Origin of the sequence: Pseudomonas graminis (genome assembly GCF_001705435.1) — a bacterium.
Classification (GTDB): Bacteria; Pseudomonadota; Gammaproteobacteria; order Pseudomonadales; family Pseudomonadaceae; genus Aquipseudomonas; species Aquipseudomonas graminis_B.
On the sequence record NZ_MDEN01000051.1, the window covers coordinates 104,479 to 124,982 of the forward strand.

The 20,504-nt window shown below is 62.4% G+C and carries 16 protein-coding genes; 14 read left to right on the top strand and 2 right to left on the bottom strand.

The features are described 5' to 3' along the window. Nucleotides 1-55: 55 nt before the first annotated feature. The 13 genes from hutC (at nt 56) to hutG (ending at nt 16,422) form a co-directional block, all read left to right on the top strand. Nucleotides 56-766: a histidine utilization repressor gene (gene hutC, locus BBI10_RS03210; RefSeq protein ID WP_167355769.1), complete on the top strand. Its 711-nt coding sequence runs from the start codon at nt 56-58 to the stop codon at nt 764-766. Then, on the top strand, nt 763-1,356 hold the full coding sequence (locus tag BBI10_RS03215) for a HutD/Ves family protein (protein ID WP_065986696.1): 594 nt from the start codon (nt 763-765) through the stop codon (nt 1,354-1,356). The genes hutC and BBI10_RS03215 overlap by 4 nt, the downstream gene beginning before the upstream one ends. Nucleotides 1,357-1,409: 53 nt before the next feature. Further along, nucleotides 1,410-2,588 carry a Na+/H+ antiporter NhaA gene (gene nhaA, locus BBI10_RS03220; protein ID WP_065986698.1) on the top strand — a complete coding sequence of 393 codons (1,179 nt, stop codon included), beginning with the start codon at nt 1,410-1,412 and terminating at the stop codon, nt 2,586-2,588. A 484-nt stretch (nt 2,589-3,072) separates the two neighbouring features. Next, entirely contained in the window at nt 3,073-4,764 is a 1,692-nt protein-coding gene (hutU, locus tag BBI10_RS03225; protein WP_065986700.1) for a urocanate hydratase, read from the top strand. A 180-nt stretch (nt 4,765-4,944) separates the two neighbouring features. Then, nucleotides 4,945-6,414, top strand: a complete 1,470-nt coding sequence (locus BBI10_RS03230; RefSeq protein WP_065986740.1) for a purine-cytosine permease family protein — start codon at nt 4,945-4,947, stop codon at nt 6,412-6,414. Between the two features lie 138 nt (nt 6,415-6,552). Beyond that, a complete protein-coding gene (locus tag BBI10_RS03235; protein WP_065986702.1) occupies nt 6,553-7,518 on the top strand; it encodes an ABC transporter substrate-binding protein in 966 nt (321 codons plus the stop codon). A 186-nt stretch (nt 7,519-7,704) separates the two neighbouring features. Next, entirely contained in the window at nt 7,705-8,556 is an 852-nt protein-coding gene (locus tag BBI10_RS03240) for an ABC transporter permease (RefSeq protein WP_065986704.1), read from the top strand. Continuing rightward, nucleotides 8,553-9,437 (top strand): quaternary amine ABC transporter ATP-binding protein, encoded by an 885-nt coding sequence (locus tag BBI10_RS03245; RefSeq protein ID WP_065986706.1) that lies wholly within the window; start codon nt 8,553-8,555, stop codon nt 9,435-9,437. The genes BBI10_RS03240 and BBI10_RS03245 overlap by 4 nt, the downstream gene beginning before the upstream one ends. Nucleotides 9,438-9,450: 13 nt before the next feature. Beyond that, complete coding sequence (gene hutH / locus BBI10_RS03250) at nt 9,451-11,100, top strand: histidine ammonia-lyase (protein WP_083233005.1); 1,650 nt, start codon at nt 9,451-9,453, stop codon at nt 11,098-11,100. Next, the gene (gene hutH / locus BBI10_RS03255) at nt 11,097-12,647 is read left to right on the top strand and encodes a histidine ammonia-lyase (protein ID WP_065986708.1); all 1,551 of its coding nucleotides are present in this window, start codon (nt 11,097-11,099) and stop codon (nt 12,645-12,647) included. Before hutH (BBI10_RS03250) ends, hutH (BBI10_RS03255) begins: the two co-directional genes overlap by 4 nt. A 185-nt stretch (nt 12,648-12,832) precedes the next feature. Continuing rightward, entirely contained in the window at nt 12,833-14,227 is a 1,395-nt protein-coding gene (locus tag BBI10_RS03260; RefSeq protein WP_065986710.1) for an amino acid permease, read from the top strand. 172 nt (nt 14,228-14,399) lie between these two features. Continuing rightward, entirely contained in the window at nt 14,400-15,605 is a 1,206-nt protein-coding gene (hutI, locus tag BBI10_RS03265; protein WP_065986712.1) for an imidazolonepropionase, read from the top strand. A gap of 13 nt (nt 15,606-15,618) precedes the next feature. Then, entirely contained in the window at nt 15,619-16,422 is an 804-nt protein-coding gene (hutG, locus tag BBI10_RS03270; RefSeq protein WP_065986714.1) for an N-formylglutamate deformylase, read from the top strand. Nucleotides 16,423-16,542: 120 nt separating this feature from the next. On the opposite strand, the gene BBI10_RS03275 is transcribed toward hutG, so the two are convergent. Next, nucleotides 16,543-18,891 carry a heavy metal translocating P-type ATPase gene (locus BBI10_RS03275; protein ID WP_065986716.1) on the bottom strand — a complete coding sequence of 783 codons (2,349 nt, stop codon included), beginning with the start codon at nt 18,889-18,891 and terminating at the stop codon, nt 16,543-16,545. Between the two features lie 83 nt (nt 18,892-18,974). On the opposite strand from BBI10_RS03275, the gene cadR reads away from it, so the two are divergent. Beyond that, nucleotides 18,975-19,433: a Cd(II)/Pb(II)-responsive transcriptional regulator gene (gene cadR, locus BBI10_RS03280; RefSeq protein ID WP_065986718.1), complete on the top strand. Its 459-nt coding sequence runs from the start codon at nt 18,975-18,977 to the stop codon at nt 19,431-19,433. A 178-nt stretch (nt 19,434-19,611) separates the two neighbouring features. Here the strand turns inward: cadR and BBI10_RS03285 are convergent, their stop codons facing one another. Continuing rightward, nucleotides 19,612-20,445 carry a thymidylate synthase gene (locus BBI10_RS03285; RefSeq protein WP_065986719.1) on the bottom strand — a complete coding sequence of 278 codons (834 nt, stop codon included), beginning with the start codon at nt 20,443-20,445 and terminating at the stop codon, nt 19,612-19,614. Nucleotides 20,446-20,504: the final 59 nt, after the last annotated feature.

Below are 20,504 nucleotides of genomic sequence, written 5' to 3' on the forward strand. Positions count from 1 at the left end.
TAACAAGGATTTCTCTGTGCCGACTCCGCCTGCCAATTTGCCGCTGGCTTCCCAGATGGGTGACAGTCCGGCGCCGCTGTACGCCAGGGTGAAGCACATGATCACCCAGCAGATTCAGAACGGCACTTGGCCGCCGCACCACCGCGTGCCGTCCGAGAGCGAACTGGTGACGCAACTGGGCTTCAGCCGCATGACGATCAATCGCGCCCTGCGCGAGATGACCGCCGAAGGGATGTTGGTGCGCATGCAAGGCGTCGGTACGTTCGTCGCCGAGCCCAAGACTCAATCCGCGCTGTTCGAAGTGCATAACATTGCCGATGAGATCGCCGCTCGCGGACATGTCCACACCTGCCAGGTCATCATTCTCACCGAAGAAGCCGCCGGTTCCGAACGCGCGCTGGCGCTCGACATGCGTGAAGGCCAGCGCGTGTTTCACTCGCTGATCGTGCATTTCGAAAACGATATTCCCGTGCAAATCGAAGACCGCTTCGTCAACGCCCTCGTCGCGCCGGACTACCTGCAGCAGGACTTCACCCAACAAACGCCCTACGCCTACCTTTCCCAGGTCGCGCCGCTGACCGAAGGCGAGCACGTGGTCGAGGCGATTCTCGCCGAGCCCGACGAGTGTAAATTGCTGCAGATCGAAAAGGGCGAACCGTGCCTGCTGGTGCGTCGGCGCACCTGGTCCGGCCGCCAGCCGGTGACTGCTGCCCGCCTGATTCATCCCGGCTCACGCCACCGCCTGGAAGGACGCTTCAGCAAATGACTCAACTGACTGTTCTGCGCGCTGCGGACTACCCGCGCATGCCCTGGAAAAACGGCGGCGGCAGCACCGAGGAAATCACCCGCGATGCCGGCGAAGGCCTGGAATGTTTCGGCTGGCGGCTGTCGATTGCCGACATCGCCGAGTCGGGCGGCTTTTCGGTGTTCGCTGGCTATCAGCGCATCATCACCGTGCTGCAAGGTGCAGGCATGACGCTGACTATCGATGGGAAGGACAGCGAGCCACTGCTGCCGTCCGATCCGTTCGCGTTCAGCGGCGACAGCGCGGTGTCGTGCACGCTGCTCGACGGCCCGATCCGCGATTTCAACCTGATCTATTCGCCAGCCCGTTACCGCGCGCGCCTGCAGTGGATCGACGTGATGCAGCCCCAGCGGTTTTTCAGTTCCGCTGACGTGTTCGTGGTGTTCAGCACCGCCGAGCAGATGGCCGCCAATATCGGCGAGCACCCGCCGCAAATGCTCGAAAAACATGACTGCTTACAATTGGAGAACGCCCCGGGCGCGCTCGTGGAAGCGGTGCTCTACGCCCCGCGCCCCAGCCGCGTGTGCGTGATCGAGCTGTCGCGCGTCTGAGTCCAGCCGTCCCTGTGTTAGATTGCGTTTTTTTCGCCAGCACAGGGACGACCATGACGACGCTCAACGACAATAAAGAAAGCCCACGAGCCCTCGCCATTCTTGCCAGTTTCCTTGCATCGGAGTCGGCAGGCGGCCTTGTGCTGATGGGCGCCGCCCTCGCCGCGATCATCGTCGCCAACTCCCCCCTCGCCCCCTCGTATTTCGCCGCACTGCACAGTGTCTGGGGCGGGTTGTCGATCGAGCTGTGGATCAACGACGGGCTGATGGCGATCTTCTTTCTGATGGTCGGCCTGGAAATCAAACGCGAAGTATTGGCCGGCGGTCTCGCCAGTTGGGGTCAGCGTGCGCTGCCCGGTTTCGCGGCAGCGGGCGGCATGCTGGTGCCGGCGCTGATCTACATCGGCGTCAACATGGGCAACGCCGAAACCATGAGCGGCTGGGCGATCCCGGCAGCCACTGACATCGCCTTCGCCCTTGGCGTGCTGTCGTTGCTGGGCAAGCGGGTGCCGACGTCGCTGAAGGTGTTTCTGGCCGCGCTGGCGATTCTCGATGACCTGGGCGCCGTCACCATCATCGCGCTGTTCTACAGCACCGGCCTGAACATGCCGATGCTGGGCGCCTCCTTCGCGACGCTGGCCGTGTTGGTGATCATGAACCGCATGGGCGTGCAGCGATTGCTGCCATACCTGCTGCTCGGCCTGTTGTTGTGGTTCTTTGTGCTGCAGTCAGGCGTGCATGCAACGTTGGCGGGTGTAGCCCTGGCGCTGTGCATTCCGCTGGGCACACGCAAAGAAGAAGCCCGCTCGCCGCTGCTGTTTCTTGAAGAGAAAATGCACTACTGGGTGGCGTTCGCGGTGGTGCCGATTTTCGGATTTGCCAATGCGGGCGTGTCCCTGTCGGGCATTACTCTCGGCAATCTGGTCGACCCGGTGCCGCTGGGTGTGGCGCTGGGGCTGTTTGTCGGCAAGCAGATCGGCGTGTTTCTCGCTGCGGTGCTGGCGATCCGGTCCGGGCTGGCGACACTGCCGGAAGGCAGCAACTGGCCCCAGCTGTATGGCGTGGCCCTGCTCTGCGGGATCGGGTTCACCATGAGTCTGTTCATCGGCAACCTGGCCTTCCCGGGCGCAGCGCATCTGATCGATGAAGTGAAAGTGGGCGTGTTGCTGGGCTCGATCGCGTCGGCGCTGGCCGGGGTGTGGCTGTTGCGCAGCAAGCTGGCCCAGCGCTGATTGAGTCCAGACACAACGGTATCGCGCCGCAGACACTGGCCCTGTGGGAGTGAGTTTGCTCAAGAAGATGGCAGTACATCAGCAGGAGATTTTGCGGATGTATCAACCGCTTCGCGAGCAAGCTCGCTCCCACAGGTCAGTGGCTCCGTAAATAACTCTTCTGTTACCCCAGTCATGCACTGAGCTGGGGCGTTCGCACCGAAAAGTAACAATTCCCTTCTTTTCACCTTCCTTGAATCCGTAAGCCTTCGCACGGCTGAAACCTTGGCAAGCGCGCAGCAATGCGGGCCGAAGGGGTTTCTGCACTTGCAAAAGCAACGTTGGCCTCTTGGTTGCATATGCTTGTATGTACAAGTAAGCATGAGTCGATAAAAGCTGTTCCCAGCCGGTTCGGATTACAACGGCAGCACTCATGCAGAACCTTATTCCCACGTTCGTCACGGACTCCCGCGTCCAGGCCGGATCGATCATCGAGGACTGTTAAGTGACTACTGACCACAACACCCCTGCTCAGCAATGGACCAAACGCCGCGATGTGGAAATCCGCGCAGCCCGTGGCACGCAACTGACCGCCAAGAGCTGGATGACCGAGGCGCCGTTGCGGATGTTGATGAACAACCTCGACCCGGAAGTCGCCGAGAACCCGAACGAACTGGTGGTCTACGGCGGTATCGGTCGAGCAGCGCGCAACTGGGAGTGCTACGACAAGATCGTCGAGAGCCTGACGAACCTGAACGACGACGAAACCCTGCTGGTGCAGTCCGGCAAACCGGTCGGCGTGTTCAAGACCCACAGCAACGCGCCCCGCGTGCTGATCGCCAACTCCAACCTGGTGCCGCACTGGGCGAGCTGGGAGCACTTCAACGAACTGGATGCAAAAGGCCTGGCGATGTACGGCCAGATGACCGCCGGCAGCTGGATCTACATCGGTAGCCAAGGCATCGTCCAAGGCACCTACGAAACCTTCGTCGAAGCCGGTCGCCAGCATTACGACGGCAACCTGAAGGGCCGTTGGGTACTGACCGCAGGCCTGGGCGGCATGGGCGGCGCGCAGCCACTCGCGGCAGGGATGGCGGGCGCCTGCTCGCTGAACATCGAATGCCAGCAGAGCCGCATCGATTTCCGCCTGAAAACCCGTTACGTCGACGAGCAAGCCACTGACCTCGACGACGCCCTTGCCCGCATCGCCAAGTACACCGCCGAAGGCAAGGCGATCTCGATCGCCCTGTGCGGTAACGCTGCCGAGATCCTCCCGGAAATGGTCCGCCGTGGCGTGCGCCCGGACATGGTCACCGACCAGACCAGCGCCCACGACCCGCTCAACGGCTACCTGCCCAAAGGCTGGACATGGGAGCAGTACCGCGAGCGCGCCGCCACCGAGCCTGCCGCCGTGGTCAAGGCCGCCAAGCAGTCCATGGCCGAGCACGTCGAAGCCATGCTGGCGTTCCAGAAACTGGGCGTGCCGACGTTCGATTACGGCAACAACATCCGTCAGATGGCCAAGGAAGTTGGCGTGACCAACGCGTTCGATTTCCCCGGTTTCGTGCCCGCTTACATTCGCCCGCTGTTCTGCCGTGGCGTCGGTCCTTTCCGCTGGGCCGCGCTGTCGGGCAACCCTGAAGACATCTACAAGACCGACGCCAAAGTCAAAGAGCTGATCCCGGACGATGCGCACCTGCACAACTGGCTGAACATGGCCCGTGAGCGCATCAGCTTCCAGGGTCTGCCGGCACGTATCTGCTGGGTCGGCCTGGGTCAGCGCGCCAAGCTGGGCCTGGCCTTCAACGAAATGGTCCGCAGCGGCGAGTTGTCGGCGCCGGTGGTGATCGGCCGTGATCACCTGGACTCCGGCTCCGTCGCCAGCCCGAACCGCGAGACCGAATCGATGCAGGACGGCTCCGACGCCGTGTCCGACTGGCCGCTGCTCAACGCGCTGCTCAATACCGCGAGCGGCGCGACCTGGGTCTCGCTGCACCACGGCGGCGGCGTCGGCATGGGCTTCTCGCAGCACTCGGGCATGGTCATCGTCTGCGACGGCACCGATGAAGCTGCCGAACGTATCGCCCGCGTCCTGCACAACGACCCGGCCACCGGCGTGATGCGTCATGCCGATGCCGGGTATCAGATTGCGATCGACTGCGCCAAAGAGCAGGGCCTGAACCTGCCGATGATCTGATACTTCAGTGGCCATCGCGCTGAACCCTGTGGGAGCGAGCTTGCTCGCGAATGCTGAATGTCAGACGCAGGTGATGCTGCGGATGTACCGGCCCCTTCGCGAGCAAGCTCGCCCCCACAGATCCGCGCAGAAATGTGCCTGACGACTAGCGCTTCCAGAACTGTTTCGGGGATGTTTGAGATGGCTGTTCCAGATGATCGTGCTGCACCTGCTTCCGTGATCGAGCGGCGTTCAATCGATTACATCCCTGATGCCGAACGACACGGCCGTCTGTTCAGTCAGTTCACCCTCTGGCTGGGCGCCAACCTGCAAATCACAGCGATTGTCACCGGGGCGCTGGCCGTGGTGCTGGGCGGCGATGTGTTCTGGTCGCTGATCGGGCTGTTCATCGGGCAACTCATCGGCGGTGGCGTGATGGCACTCCATGCAGCACAAGGCCCGAAGCTCGGTCTGCCGCAGATGATTTCCAGTCGGGTGCAGTTCGGCGTTTATGGCGCGGTGATTCCGCTGGTGCTGGTGTGCCTGATGTACATCGGTTTTTCCGCCAGCGGCTCGCTGCTCGCGGGCCAGGCGGTGGCACAACTGATCAACGTGCCGGACTGGCAGGGCGTGGTGATCTTCGCGGCGGCCATCGTGGTACTGACCATTCTGGGCTACCGGGTCATCCACCTGATCGGCCGGGTCGCCAGCCTCATTGGCGTGATCGCGTTCGTCTACCTGTTCGCCGCACTGCTGGCGGGCAACGACGTCGGCGCGCTGTTGGGCAATAAGCACTTCTCGCTGAGCAGCTTCCTGCTGGCGATTTCCCTGTCGGCGTCCTGGCAGATCGCCTTTGGCCCTTACGTCGCGGACTACTCGCGCTATCTGCCGCGTAGCACCTCAGCCGGCAAAACATTCTGGGCGGTAGGTCTGGGGTCGGTGATCGGCGCGCAGGCGTCGATGGTGTTCGGCGTGTTCGCGGCGGCGCTGGCCGGTAAAAACTTCGCCCATCACGAGGTCTCGTTCATCGTCGGCCTCGGCGGGACCGGCGCGGTCGCAGCAGCGCTGTATTTCAGCATCGCGTTCGGCAAGGTGACCATCACTACGCTCAACGCCTACGGCAGCTTCATGTCCATCGCCTCCATCGTCAGCGGCTTCCGTGGCAATCGGCACATCTCCAGCGCGCTGCGGCTGACGTACATCTTCGCCATGGTCGGGATCGCGACAGCTCTGGCGCTGCTGGGCAAGGACTCGTTCCTCAAGGACTTCTCGGCCTTCATCCTGTTTCTGCTGGCATTCTTCACGCCGTGGAGCGCGATCAATCTGGTGGATTTCTACTGCATCACCAAAGAGCGCTACGACATTCCGGCGCTGTCGGACCCTAACGGTCGCTATGGCCGCTGGAACGGGATGGGCATCGGGATCTACGTGCTGGGCGTGCTGATTCAGATGCCGTTTATCTCCACACATTTCTACACCGGGCCGCTGGTGGCGAGCCTCGATGACACCGACATCTCGTGGATCATCGGCCTCATCGTGCCGGCTGTGCTGTACTACGGGGCGGCGAAGAGGTGGCCGGGCAATGTGGCCGATCGCTTGATCCTGCCGACGGATTCGGGGGCACCTCAGGCAAGTCGCGCCGCTGCCCCTGCGCACGTGGCGGTGAACTGACCGTTCGTCATGCACGTCTGTTGCAGGAGGCATGCTGGAGAGAGAAGCGGGACGAGGCCGACAAGTGCCTCTCCCCCGGCTGGAAGCCGTCTGTTTTCGTTACTGCCGTCATCCACTACAAGACCGGAGCGTCACTCAATGAACACGAAAAAGGCCCTGCTATCCACGTTGCTTACCGCGGGCGTACTCGCCAGTGGCGCCAGTCAGGCGGCGGGATGGTGCGAGTCCGGCAAGCCGGTGAAATTCGCCGGCCTGAACTGGGAAAGCGCAATGCTGCTGACCGATGTGCTGCAAGTGGTGCTGAACAAGGGTTATGGCTGCGAAGTGGACAGCCTGCCGGGCAACTCCATCACCATGGAAAACGCCCTGAGCACCAATGATATTCAAGTGTTTGCCGAAGAGTGGGTCGGCCGTAGCGAAGTCTGGAACAAGGCTGAAGCCGCCGGCAAAGTGGTCGGCGTCGGTTCGCCGGTCAAGGGTGCGGTGGAAGGCTGGTACGTGCCGCGCTACGTGATCGAAGGCGACGCCAAGCGCAAGCTGGAAGCCAAGGCACCGGACCTCAAGTCCATCGCCGATCTGGGCAAATACGCAGCCCTGTTCAAGGACGCCGAAGAGCCGGAAAAAGGCCGTTTCTATAACTGCCCGGCCGGCTGGACCTGCGAGCTGGAAAACAGCGAAATGCTGAAGAGCTATGGCCTGGAAAGCAAATACACCAACTTCCGCCCAGGCACCGGCCCGGCGCTGGATGCGGCGATTCTGTCCAGCTACAAGCGAGGCGAGCCGATCCTGGCGTACTACTGGTCGCCGACCCCGCTGATGGGCCAGGTGGACATGGTGCGTCTGGAAGAGAAAGCCGGCGTGAACAAGACCATCGAGATCAAGGTCGGCCTGTCCAAGGCGTTCCACGAACAGGCGCCTGAACTGGTGTCGGTGATGGAGAAGGTCAACATCCCGATCGACCTGCTCAACCAGAATCTGGCGCGCATGACCAAAGAGCGCATCGAGTCGCCGAAGCTGGCGAAAATCTTCCTCAAGGAGCACCCGGAAGTCTGGCATCAGTGGGTGAGCGAGGATGCGGCGAAGAAGGTGGATGCCTCTCTCTGACAGGCACCGCTGTCTGTAGGAGCGTGGCTTGTCCCGCGAGCGGCCGGGAACCGGTCGTAGATAAGCCGAACGCGGTATGTCAGACACACCGCAGCGTTTGATTTTGCTGCCGCTTCGCGACAGATCGCGGGACAAGCCACGCTCCTACATGAACCAGGCCGCCACTCTAAACATCGAGATAACGATATGTTCCCCGAAAGCTTCACGTTCTCCATCGCCGACTGGGTCAATGACTGGGTCGACAAGCTGGTCACCAACTACGGCGACTTGTTCCGGCACATCTCCGACACGCTGCTGTGGGCCATCGTCAAGCTCGAAGGCCTGCTGCGCGTTGCGCCGTGGTGGCTGCTGCTGGCCATCGTCGGCCTGATCGCCTGGCACGCGACCCGCAAGATCACCACCACGGTGGTCATCGTCGGCCTGCTGTTTCTGGTCGGTGCCGTTGGCCTGTGGGACAAGCTGATGCAAACCCTGGCGCTGATGCTGGTCGCCACGCTGATCTCGGTGATTATCGGCATACCGCTCGGCATTCTGTCGGCGCGCAGCAATCGCCTGCGCTCGATACTGATGCCGCTGCTGGACATCATGCAGACCATGCCCAGCTTCGTGTACCTGATTCCGGTGCTGATGCTGTTCGGTCTGGGCAAGGTCCCGGCGATCTTCGCCACGGTCATCTACGCCGCGCCGCCGCTGATTCGCCTGACCGATCTGGGCATTCGTCAGGTCGATGGCGAGGTCATGGAAGCGATCAACGCCTTCGGCGCCAACCGCTGGCAGCAACTGTTCGGCGTGCAACTGCCGCTGGCCCTGCCAAGCATCATGGCCGGGATCAACCAGACCACGATGATGGCGCTGTCGATGGTGGTGATCGCCTCGATGATTGGTGCTCGCGGGCTGGGCGAAGACGTGCTGGTCGGCATTCAGACCCTCAACGTCGGACGCGGCCTGGAAGCGGGCCTGGCCATCGTCATTCTGGCGGTCGTGATCGACCGTATTACGCAGGCCTACGGCCGTCCACGGCATGAGGCGAACAAATGAGCGTCGAGACTATCAATCCAGCGAGCTCGGGCAATCCACTGAGCACGGGCGTTCCAGAGAACACGGGCGGCAAAATCGTCGTCAAGAACGTGTACAAGATCTTCGGCAACCGCGCCAAGGATGCCCTGGCAATGGTTCAGAACAACCAGAGCAAGGATCAGGTGCTGGCGCAGACCGGCTGCGTGGTCGGCGTGAACGACCTGTCGCTGTCTATCTCCAGCGGCGAGATCTTTGTGATCATGGGCCTGTCGGGCTCCGGCAAATCGACCCTGGTGCGCCACTTCAACCGCCTGATCGACCCCACCAGCGGCGAGATTCTGGTCGATGGCGAAAACATCCTGACCTACGACATGGAAGCGCTGCGCAACTTCCGTCGGCACAAGATCAGCATGGTATTCCAGAGCTTCGGCCTGCTGCCGCACAAGACCGTGATCGACAATGTCGCCTACGGCCTGACCATTCGTGGCGAGAGCAAAACGCAATGCGCCGAGCGCGCGCAGCACTGGATCACCACGGTGGGCCTGAAGGGCTACGAGAAAAAGTACCCCCATCAGCTCTCCGGCGGCATGCGTCAGCGTGTCGGCCTGGCACGGGCGCTGGCGGCCGACACCGACATTATCCTGATGGACGAAGCGTTCAGCGCACTCGATCCGCTGATCCGCGCCGAGATGCAGGATCAGTTACTGGAGCTGCAATCGAACCTGAAGAAAACCATCGTTTTCATCACCCACGACCTCGACGAAGCCGTGCGCATCGGCAACCGCATCGCGATTCTCAAGGACGGACAGCTGATCCAGGTCGGGACACCGAAAGAAATCCTCTACTCGCCTGCCGACGATTACGTCGATCGCTTCGTGCAGCGGCGCGTGGCGACTCTCTAAGGACGCTGCGGTCATGTCGCGAGCAGAACAGATCATCATTGGCGAAGGCCCGCTCAGTTGGCGGGACGTGACCGCCGTTGCCCGCCATGGCGCAACGCTGTCGTTGTCCGAAGGCGCGTGGGCGCGGATCGACAATGCCCAGGCGATCGTGCAGCGCATCGTTGCCAGCGGCGAGCGCGCCTATGGCGTGAACACCGGCCTCGGCGCGCTGTGCAATGTGTCGCTGGCGGGTGAGCAACTCGGCCGGCTGTCGCGCAACACGCTGCTCAGCCATGCCTGCGGCGTCGGCCCGGCGTTGCCAGACGAGCAGACCCGCGCGATCACCTGCGCCGCGATCATCAATTACAGCCAGGGCAAGTCCGGAATTCACCGCCAAGTGGTCGAGGCCTTGCTCGCCTTGCTCAATCGACGCATCACCCCGCAAGTGCCGTCCCAGGGGTCGGTGGGTTACCTCACTCATATGGCGCACATCGGCGTCGCGCTGTTGGGCGTCGGTCAGGTCAGTTATCGCGGGCAGTTGATGTCGGCCTTGCAGGCGCTGAGCGAAGAAGGCCTGTCGCCGGTGGAACTGGGTGCGAAAGACGGTCTGTGTCTGGTCAACGGCACGCCGTGCATGACCGGCCTCAGTTGCCTGGCGATTGCCGACGTGAATCGCCTGATGCAGTGGGCCGATGTCATCAGCGCCATGACCTTCGAAGGCCTGCGTGGGCAACTCGACGCCTTCGACGAAACCATCATCGCCCTCAAGCCGCACCCCGGCATGCAACAGGTGGGCAAAAACCTGCGCGGTCTGCTCGCCGGCAGCGAGGTGCTCGCCAACAGTCAGGGCATCCGCACCCAAGACGCCTTGAGCATCCGCTCTATCCCCCAGGTCCACGGCGCTACGCGCGACCAGTTGGCCCATGCGACCCGGCAGATCGAGATCGAGCTCAACTCCGCCACCGACAACCCGCTGCTGCTGGGCACGCCCGACGCGTATCGCGTGGTCTCCCAGGCCAACCCCCACGGCCAGTCCGTGGCGATGGCCGCTGATCTGTTGGCGATTGCCATGGCCGAACTGGGCTCGATTGCCGAGCGGCGGCTCGACCGGCTGATCAACCCGACAGTCAGCGGGCTTCCGGCGTTTCTGGTCAGCCAGCCGGGGGTCAATTCCGGGATGATGATCACCCAATACGTCGCCGCCTCGCTGTGCGCGGAAAACCGCCAGCTGGCACAACCGGCGGTCATCGATAACTACGTGACGTCCGGCCTGCAGGAGGATCATCTGAGCATGGGTACCAGCGCCGCCTTGAAGCTGCACAAGGTGCTGGAGAACGTGACGCAGATCCTCGCCATCGAGTATTTGCTGGCCGCCCAGGCGTTCGAGTTTTTCAAGGGCCCGCGCTTTGGCGTCGGCACCGAGGCGGCTTGGCGTTTGCTGCGCGAACGCGTGCCGGCCTACGACGAAGACCGCTGGCTGGCCCCGGACATTGCCAGCAGCGTGACGCTGCTGAAGAACGAAGAGTCATTGGAAACCGTATTTCAGCGCTGCCGCGACTACGCGGCAGGCGCTAATCCCGACACCGACAACAACGGTCGCAGCGCATGCGCCCCCCGCGCGGGACAGGCAGGAGCCGGTTCAGCGCAGACGACCGATACCCATTCAGGAGTAGCAGCATCGTGACCGACACCCAACAGGCGACCCCGCTGAATCTGATCCCTGGCCAGTTGAGCCTCGCCCAGCTGCGCGCGATTTATCAGCGACCCGTCACGCTGACCCTCGACGCCAGCGCCGATCGGCAGATCGAAGACAGCGTGGCCTGCGTCGAGCAGATCCTCGCCGAGAACCGCACCGCCTACGGCATCAACACCGGTTTCGGCCTGCTGGCCTCGACGCGCATCGCCAGCGCCGACCTCGAAAATCTGCAGCGCTCGCTGGTGCTGTCCCACGCTGCGGGGGTTGGCGGGCCGATCAGCGATGAGCTGGTGCGCCTGATCATGGTGCTCAAGGTCAACAGCCTGAGCCGGGGCTTCTCCGGGATTCGCCGTCAGGTGATCGACGCGCTGATTGCCCTGATCAACGCCGAGGTTTACCCGCACATCCCGCTCAAGGGTTCGGTGGGCGCGTCCGGCGACCTCGCGCCATTGGCGCACATGTCGCTGGTGCTGCTGGGCGAAGGCAAGGCGCGCCACAAGGGCGAATGGCTGAACGCCGTGGAAGCTCTGGCGATTGCCGGGCTCACGCCGCTGACGCTGGCGGCCAAAGAAGGCCTGGCGCTGCTCAACGGCACCCAAGTGTCGACGGCGTACGCGCTGCGCGGCCTGTTTGAAGCCGAAGACCTGTTCGCCGGCGCCCTGAGCTGCGGCGCGCTGACCGTTGAAGCCGTGCTCGGCTCCCGCGCGCCGTTCGACGCACGCATTCATGCGGCTCGCGGTCAGCGCGGCCAGATCGATTCGGCTGCGGCCTATCGCGAGCTGCTCGGCGAGGGGAGTCAGGTCTCCGACTCCCATCGCGACTGCGACAAGGTTCAGGACCCCTACTCCCTGCGCTGCCAGCCCCAAGTCATGGGCGCTTGCCTGACCCAACTGCGTCAGGCCGCCGAAGTGCTGGCGATCGAATCCAACGCAGTGTCGGACAACCCGCTGGTATTCGCAGCCGAAGGTGAAGTCATTTCCGGCGGTAACTTCCACGCCGAACCGGTTGCCATGGCTGCCGACAACATCGCCCTGGCCATCGCTGAAATCGGCTCACTGAGCGAACGCCGCATCTCGCTGATGATGGACAAGCACATGTCGCAGCTGCCGCCGTTCCTGGTGGCCAACGGCGGCGTGAACTCAGGTTTCATGATTGCCCAGGTCACGGCTGCAGCGCTGGCGAGTGAAAACAAGGCACTGTCCCACCCACACAGCGTCGACAGCCTGCCCACGTCCGCCAACCAAGAAGACCACGTGTCGATGGCGCCTGCCGCCGGCAAGCGGTTATGGGAAATGGCGGAGAACACTCGCGGCGTGCTGGCTGTAGAATGGCTGGCTGCGTGTCAGGGTCTGGACTTGCGCAACGGTCTGAAGACCTCTGAAAAACTGGAAATCGCCCGCACTACGCTGCGCGGCAAAGTCCCGTTCTATGAAAAGGACCGCTTCTTCGCCCCTGATATCGAGGCCGCCATCGAGCTGCTGGCTTCCAACTGCCTGAGCGACCTGGTTTCTGCTGACCTGCTGCCGAGTTTTTGATCGGGACAGGCCAGGATGGCCTGTCGTTGAAATGAGTGGGGGGATTACCCCTGTAGGAATGAGCTTGCTCGCGATGCAATAAGTCAGAAACGCATTTGCCGTCTGACACACCGCAATCGCGAGCAAGCTCACTCCCAAAAGAGCCGCTCATTTCGCAGCAAAAAGTAAGACTAGGAACGTGTGAAATGACATCGCAAAACGCTACAGATCTTAAACGCGGGCTCAGCGCGCGTCACATACGCTTCATGGCGCTGGGCTCGGCCATTGGCACCGGGTTGTTCTACGGTTCCGCGTCGGCGATCAAGCTGGCTGGCCCCGCCGTGCTGCTGGTGTACATCATCGCCGGCGCTGCCGTTTACATGGTCATGCGCGCCCTCGGCGAGATGGCCGTGCGCAACCCGGTGTCCGGCTCGTTCGGCGAGTACGCCACCACGTACCTGGGCCCCCTCGCCGGGTTTGTCCTTGGCTGGACCTACGCGTTCGAGATGGTCATCGTCTGTCTGGCCGATGTCACCGCGTTCGGCATCTACATGGGCTTCTGGTTCCCCGAGGTGCCCCGCTGGATCTGGGTGCTCGGCATTGTGTTTCTGATCGGCGCGCTGAACCTGTGCAGCGTCAAGGTATTCGGTGAAACGGAGTTCTGGCTGTCGCTGCTCAAGGTCGGCGCGATCATCGCGATGATCCTCGCGGGCTTCGGCATCATGCTGTTCGGCATCGGTTCGGTCTCGGGCGGCGGCGTCAGCAGCGTGAGCAATCTGTGGGCCTACGGCGGCTTCATGCCCAACGGCATCAGCGGCCTGGTGGCCTCGCTGGCGGTCGTCATGTTTGCCTTCGGCGGCATCGAAATCATCGGTATCACTGCCGGTGAAGCACGCAACCCGGAGCGGGTGATACCGCGCGCAATTAATGCGGTCCCGCTGCGAATTCTGCTGTTTTACGTGCTCACGCTCTTCGTCTTGATGTCGCTGTACCCGTGGCAGCAGATCGGCAGCCAGGGCAGCCCGTTCGTCCAGATCTTCGATCACCTGGGGATTTCCTCCGCCGCCACCGTCCTCAACATCGTGGTCATCACTGCAGCCGTTTCGGCGATCAACAGCGACATCTTCGGTGCCGGACGCATGATGTACGGTTTGGCCATACAGGGTCAGGCGCCCAAGGGTTTTGCTCAGCTGTCTGCTCAGGGCGTGCCGTGGATGACGGTGCTGGTGATGGGCATCGCGCTGCTCTGCGGCGTCGTGCTGAATTACCTGATTCCCGAAAACGTGTTCCTGCTGATCGCCTCGATTGCGACCTTCGCGACGGTCTGGGTGTGGCTGATGATTCTGGTCACGCAGATCGCCATGCGCCGCTCCATGAGCGCAGAAGAAGTCGCCCAGCTGAAATTCCCGGTGCCGTTCTGGCCCGTGGCGCCGATTGTTGCCACCTTGTTCATGGTGTTTGTGTTTGGCGTGCTGGGTTATTTCCCGGACAGCCAGGCCGCGCTGGTGGTGGGGGCGGTGTGGATCGGGTTGCTGGTGGTTGCGTACTGGGTATGGGTCAAGCCGAAGCAAAACCTGATCAAGGCCACATCAAACAGCTGATAAATGGACTGTCATGAACGGTCCGTGTGGGGGCGAGCTTGCTCGCGAAGACTGAAGTTCAGGCGCCGGAGATTCGGCGGACTCACTTGCCTCTTCGCGAGCAAGCTCACTCCCACACTTAGCACTTGCAATATCCGAAACAGGTTGTGAAACCGGACCCTTGGAGGCATCGATGAAAACGCTCTGGCACCACTGTCACGCAGCAACCATGGCGAACGGCACGTACTCGATCATCGAGGACGCCGCCATCGTGACCGATGCAGCGCAGATCGTCTGGATCGGTCCTCTCCGAGACCTGCCGGACCCGGGCGACGTCAAGCGCGTCGACCTGAACGGCGCGTGGGTGACGCCCGGCCTGATCGATTGCCATACCCACACGGTGTTCGGCGGTAACCGCAGCGGTGAATTCGAGCAGCGTTTGCAGGGCGTGAGCTACGCCGAGATCGCCGCAGCGGGTGGCGGCATCGCCAGCACCGTGCGCGCTACCCGGGCCGCCAGTGAAGAAGAACTCTACGCCAGCGCCGAACGTCGTCTGCTTCATCTGCTCAGGGATGGCGTGACCACGATCGAGATGAAATCCGGCTACGGCCTGGACCTCGCCAGCGAACGCAAAATCCTGCGGGTCATTCGCCAACTGGGCGAAAACCTGCCGGTCACCGTGCGCAGCACCTGCCTCGCCGCCCATGCCCTGCCCCCCGAATACAAAGACCGCGCCGATGACTACATCGCCCACATCTGCAGCGAGATGCTGCCGGCGCTGGCGGCGGAAAATCTGGTGGATGCCGTCGATGCGTTCTGCGAATACCTCGCCTTCTCGCCGGCACAGGTCGAACAGGTGTTCATCACCGCGGGCCAATTGGGCCTGCCGGTCAAGCTGCATGCCGAGCAGTTGTCCTCGCTGCATGGCTCGAGTCTGGCGGCGCGTTATCAGGCGCTGTCGGCTGACCATCTGGAGTTCATGACCGAAGAAGACGCCATTGCGATGGCGGCCTCAGGCACGGTCGCCGTCTTGCTGCCGGGGGCGTTCTACTTCCTGCGCGAAACTCAGTTGCCGCCAATGGATGCCCTGCGCAAACACGGAGTGAAGATCGCCATTTCCACCGATCTCAATCCGGGCACGTCGCCGGGCCTGTCGCTGCGGCTGATGCTCAACATGGCCTGCACGCTGTTCCGTATGACGCCGGAAGAAGCCCTGGCCGGCGCAACCATCCACGCCGCTCAAGCGCTGGGCATGGCGGGGACCCATGGTTCGCTGGAGGTGGGCAAGACGGCGGATTTCGTCGCCTGGCACATCGAACGGCCTGCCGACCTCGCCTACTGGCTGGGCGGCGATCTGGACAAACGCGTCGTGCGTTATGGCGTGGAACGCACTCTCTAATCAGGGGAATACTGTGGACAAGGTTCTGAGTTTCACTCGCGGTCGCGTACCGCTGCTGATCAGCATGCCGCACCCGGGGCTGCACCTGACGCCCGTTGTGCGTGACGGTCTGGTGGATGAGGCCGTGAGCCTGCCGGACACCGACTGGCATATTCCGCGCCTGTACGACTTTGCGTCTGATCTGGGGGCCAGCGTGCTGTCGGCGGAATATTCGCGCTTCGTCATCGACCTCAATCGCCCGTCCGACGATACGCCGCTGTACGCCGGCGCGACCACCGGGTTGTTCCCCTCGACGCTGTTCGAGGGGGATCCGCTGTTCAGGGAGGGTTTGGCGCCGAGCAAGGAGGAACGCGCGAGCTATCTGGAGAAGATCTGGACGCCGTATCACGACACGCTGCGCAGCGAGCTCGAACGCCTGCGCGCCGAGTTCGGTTACGCACTGCTGTTCGATGCGCATTCCATTCGTGGGCACATCCCGCACTTGTTCGACGGTCGACTGCCCGACTTCAACCTGGGCACGTTCAACGGCGCGAGCTGTGATGAAGCGCTGGCCCAGCGTCTGGACACAGCATGCGCTGCCGCGAAGCTTTACAGCCATGTGCTGAATGGGCGCTTCAAGGGCGGCCACATCACCCGCCATTACGGCGATCCGGCCAACCATATCCACGCCGTGCAACTGGAACTGGCGCAGAGCACCTACATGGACGAATTTGTGCCGTTCCACTACCGCCCCGATCTGGCCGAGCCAACGCAGGCGGTGTTGAAAGGCTTGCTGGAAGAAATGATCGCCTGGGGACGGGAGAAGTACGGGAAGTAACCGGATGATGGTGCCCACGCAGAGCATGGGCACCATCATCAATGTACGCGTGGCGTTAGTAGGACCGGCTTCAGCCGGGAAGAGGCAAGTCTGAGCGCCATCAATTCCTGGTCATCAGCGTTACTTCTTCAACAACCGTAACCCGTTGGCCACCACCAACAGACTCACGCCCATGTCGGCGAACACCGCCATCCACATGGTCGCCATGCCGGCGAAGGTCACCGCCAGAAAGATCAGCTTGATCACCAACGCCAGCGCGATGTTCTGCTTGAGCACCGCCGCCGTGTCCCGCGACAGGCGAATGAAGGTCGGGATCTTGCGCAGATCATCATCCATCAGCGCCACGTCGGCGGTTTCGATGGCGGTGTCCGTGCCAGCCGCCGCCATGGCGAAACCGATCTCCGCCCGGGCCAGCGCCGGCGCATCGTTGATGCCGTCGCCGACCATGCCCACGCGATGGTTCTGCGCATACAGGGCTTCGATGGCTTGCAGCTTGTCGGTCGGCATCAGATTGCCCTGGGCCTGATCGATGCCCACCTGAGCGGCGATGGCCTTGGCCGTGTGCGGGTTGTCACCCGTCAGCATCATCGTCTTCACGCCCAGCGCATGCAGCTGCTCAATGGCCTCGCGGCTGCTGTCCTTGACCGTGTCGGCCACCGCAAACAACGCCAACGGGCCGGAGGCATCGAACAGCAGCACCACGGTTTTTCCCTGGCTTTCCAGCGCTTCAAGTTGCGCTTCCAGCTCCGGCGAGCAATACCCGGCGTCATGCACCAGACGGTGGTTGCCCAAATGGTACAAACGCCCTTGCACTTCGCCCTTCACGCCAAGCCCTGCGAGCGCCTCGAACGCTTCAACCGGCAACCGAGCGCCTTCCTGCGCCGCCTTGGCAATGGCTTGAGAAACGGGGTGATCCGAGCGGCCCGCCAGACTCGCCGAGATCGCCAGCGCCTGTTCGCCCAATGACGCATCGAGCAACACGTAATCGGTCTGCACCGGCTTGCCGTGGGTGATGGTGCCGGTCTTGTCGAGGGCCAGATAATCGAGCTTGTGCCCCATCTCCAGGTACACGCCGCCCTTGATCAGAATGCCTTTGCGCGCCGCCGCTGCCAGACCGCTGACAATCGTCACTGGCGTGGAAATCACCAGCGCACACGGGCACGCGACCACCAGCAACACGAGCGCGCGGTAGATCCAGTCAAACCACACCGCCCCCATGAACAGCGGCGGGATGATCGCAATCGCCAGCGCCAGCGCGAACACGGCGGGCGTGTAGATTTTGGAAAAGCTGTCAACGAAACGCTGAGTCGGCGCGCGCGCACCTTGGGCCGCCTCGACGGCGTGGATGATCCGCGCCAACGTCGAGTTGCTGGCGGCGGCGGTCACTTTGTATTCCAGCGAACCGGCCTGGTTAATGGTGCCGGCGAAGACCTTGTCGCCCACAGTTTTCTCGACCGGCAGGCTTTCGCCCGTGATCGGCGCCTGATCGATGCTCGACTGGCCGGCAACCACTTCACCGTCCAGCCCGATGCGCTCGCCCGGCTTGACCCGGACGACGCTGCCCAACGCAATATCCTTGACTTCAAGCTCAAGCCACTCGCCGTTCTGCTGTACGGTGGCGGTTTCCGGCGTCAGCTGCATCAGGCCGCCGATTGCGTTGCGGGCACGGTCCAGCGACTTGGCTTCAATCAGCTCGGCGACGGTGAACAGAAACATCACCATCGCCGCTTCCGGCCACTGCCCGATCAGCACTGCACCGGTAACGGCAATGCTCATCAGCGCGTTTATATTCAGGTTGAAGTTTTTCAGGGCGATCCAGCCCTTCTTGTAGGTGGTCAGGCCGCCGCTGAAAATGGCGATCAGCGCGACGATGGCGACCACCCAGGTGGGTGCGGCGTTGGTGAAATGGATGACTTCCGCCGTCAACGCAGCGACACCCGACAACGCCAGCGGCCACCACGGTTTGTTGGCGGGCGGCAGCGACGCGGTTTCCTTGTCGGCGCCCTCCTCGATCAAGTCCGCCTGCATGCCCAGCGCGCCAATGGCTTCGCGGATGGGATCGGTGGACGGCAGCTCATGCCACACGCCCAGCACGCGATTGATCAGATTGAATTCGAGCTTCTGAATACCCTTCATCTTGCCGAGCTTGTTCTGGATAAGCGTCTGCTCGGTGGGGCAGTCCATGGCTTCGATGCGGAAGCTGCTGAGCTGACCTTCAGCGTCTGATGCGCCATCGATGGTCACGACGGACGGTGCGCTGTCATGGGAGCAGCACGCGTGGGCAGCGTGGTCGTGTTTGTGCACGGGCGTGAGTTTGGCTTGCCCGTGGTCATGACCGGCGTGATCGTGATCGGCGCGATCTGCGTGATCATGGCCGGAATGGTCATGGGCAGTGTGCTCGTGCTCGGCATGTTCGGGCGCGTCGTGAGCGGGTTTGTGCGAGGAAGATTTGTGTACAGAGTCACTCATGGATTGAGTCTCTAAATGTGCGTGTTGCCAAGTGAACACCCTGTAGCCACTATAGGGTCAAGCGTCCTATTGAGGTCTTGCGCATGAATCCTTCATTTAAAATCGGCGAACTGGCGAAACTGACGGACTGCCCGGTGGAAACCATCCGCTATTACGAGCGCGAAGAACTGCTCAGTGAGCCTGCACGCAGCGACGGCAACTATCGGCTGTACACCCAAGAGCACGTCGAGCGCCTGACCTTCATCCGCAACTGCCGCAGCCTGGACATGACGCTCGACGAGATCCGCAGCCTGCTGGCGTTGCGCGACAGTCCGCAAGACCAGTGCGAGAACGTCAACGCGCTGATCGACGAACACATCCAGCACGTGAACACCCGCGTCGCGAGCCTGCAAGCGTTGCAGGAGCAACTGGTCGACCTGCGCCAACGCTGCAGCGAAGGCGCGCCGGATCACTGCGGGATTCTGGATCGACTGGAAATCAGCGGGAGTGTCGTGGATGCCGATGTCGAACACTCTCACGTAGGGCGCAGCCACGGGCATTGAACGGTTTGTGGTATGGCATCCGACGCCTTCCCGGCTAAAGCCGGTCCCACTGTCAGGATGGGCGTAGGAGCGCGCTTGCCCGCGAACGCAGTGTGTCAGGCAATGTCGAGGCGCAGGCAAATCGCAATCGCGGGCAAGCGCGCTCCTGCAGGTCCAGCGAATGGCTTCGGATCAGCGCTTAAACAGCCACTGGCGCCTTGATGCTCGGATCCGCGTTATAACCCACGATCTCGAAATCTTCGAATCGATAGTCATAGATGCTTTCAGGGCGACGCTTGATGCTCAGCTGCGGCAGCTGTCGCGGGGTGCGGGTGAGCTGCGTCGCGATCTGCTCCTCGTGGTTGGAGTAAGCGTGAGTGTCGCCCAGGCTGACGATGATCTCGTGGGGGATCAGGTCGCATTGCTGAGCCAGCATATGGGTCAGCAGCGCCAGCGCGGCGATGTTGTACGGCAGGCCGAGGAAGACGTCGGAACTGCGGATGTACAACTGCATCGACAGCTTGCCGTCGGCCACGAAGGCCTGGTACAGCAAATGGCACACCGCAAGCGCTTGGCGCCCGGCCTTGACGTTCTCCTGCGGCGACAGCTTCTCGTCTGGCAGGTATTCGGTATTCCAGCCGTGGAACAGGATGCGGCGGCTGTTTGGGTTGTTCTTCAGGCAGTCGACCATGTAGTCGATCTGGTTGATCTTGCCGCCGTCCTTGGTCGGCCAGCCAGTCCACTGCGCGCCGTACACCGGGCCCAGATCGCCGTCTTCAGTGGCCCACTCGTCCCAGATGGTCACGCCGTTTTCGTTGAGCCATTTGGTGTTGGTGTTGCCGCTGAGCATCCAGATCAGCTCGTTGGCGATGCTCTTGAAGTGCAGCTTTTTGGTGGTCAGCAGCGGGAAGCCATCGGCCAGGTTGTGGCGAATCTGCCGACCGAACACGGCAGTGGTGCCGGTCCCGGTGCGGTCGCCCTTGCGGGTGCCGTTGTTGATGACGTCCTGCAGCAGTTCAAGGTATTGCTTCATGACCAGAGGCCCTCTGTTTCGGTGAATCCGCCGAACCCATAAGGCCCGGCGCTCAGCAG